Raw genomic sequence first — 1,168 nt, forward strand, 5'->3', positions numbered from 1 at the left:
GCGCGGTCGGCGGCGTTCACCTTTGCCGTTTCAATGTTGGCGGTGATGTGCGCCTTCTCCAACTCAGCGGCGATGCGCTGCAACTCGACTTGGCTTTCAACGATCGATTCCTGGAACCGGTAGGCAAGTTCGGGGTTGGCTTGGATCGCAGCCAACGCCTGCTCGGGCGTGCTGGTGCCGGTGACCGTTTGGGCAATAGTGACCACTTTCTGCGCGACCTGTTCGGCTCGACTACCCCTGATCCACTGGGCGATTTGGGGCGCAAACTGCGTAAGAGCGAGAACAATCGGTAACATGATTAAGCTCCGACTACCCTCAAATTAGTGGCAATTCGTCGTGCCCAACCGCGACCAAAACTAGGCCACGTTTGCAACGTGGTCAGATAGACCAGGCGCGCGGCCGCAAAACGCATAATAAATAGCTCTGGGTCGACCGCTTGCATCGCGGCAATCGTCTTGGGTCCAAGTTTGCCGTCGGCGAGCGCGCCGCTGGCTTGCTGCATCCAGACGACAACAGGACCACCGTTGTAATTGGCATCTAAGAGCTGAAACGCAACACGCGCATCATAGCTGTCGCAGTGCAGCGGATCCCAGTAAAGCGTCTTGGCAATTTGCTTGGCTGTCTCACGCGGCAAATCCTGCATGCGGCCGGTATAGCCCCACGCGAGCGCGACACGTTGAGTGATGCCCCGCATGGTTTCACCGCCAGGATCTTGAGGGTAATTGGCATAACCCCCTTCATTGCCAATGAGCTGGTCAAAAGCATCATCAAAAGTGCTCATGCTGGGCCACCAAAGGAACGTTCATTCATCTGACACACGAATCGGTTCACATGACATAATACGAAAAGTTGGACCATCGACCCTTAAAAATTGTTTGCAGTCCTTTCAAAGTTGCCTAGCTGCTTCGGCTTATGGCGCCACGCAACGCACAATCAGATCAGCACTACGATGTTTAACATTAACTACTGAAGCAATACCAAGCACCCATCGATAGGCCAACGATACGTAACCGCGTGACACCGGCATGGAGATTGGCTGTATCGGATGAGCCGCTCAAAAAATAAAGCCTTCACTTCAATTTACACCACTCGACTTTGATGTCAAGTACTAGTGTGGATTACTAAATGGATACAGCATAAAAAATTAGCATGTTGAAAAAATGAAAAA

The 1,168-nt window shown here is 52.3% G+C and carries 1 protein-coding gene and 1 pseudogene; both read right to left on the reverse strand.

Going from position 1 to position 1,168, the window contains the following annotated elements; translation table 11 throughout:
• Positions 1-296 (reverse strand): annotated as a pseudogene (locus KPG66_RS13435) (hypothetical protein); the annotation flags it as partial.
• 2 nt (positions 297-298) lie between these two features.
• On the reverse strand, positions 299-781 hold the full coding sequence (locus KPG66_RS13440) for a glycoside hydrolase family 108 protein (protein WP_237071161.1): 483 nt from the start codon (positions 779-781) through the stop codon (positions 299-301).
• Between the last annotated feature and the right edge of the window lie 387 nt (positions 782-1,168).

Origin of the sequence: Mycetohabitans sp. B2, from assembly GCF_021733735.1 — a bacterium.
Lineage (GTDB): Bacteria > Pseudomonadota > Gammaproteobacteria > Burkholderiales > Burkholderiaceae > Mycetohabitans > Mycetohabitans rhizoxinica.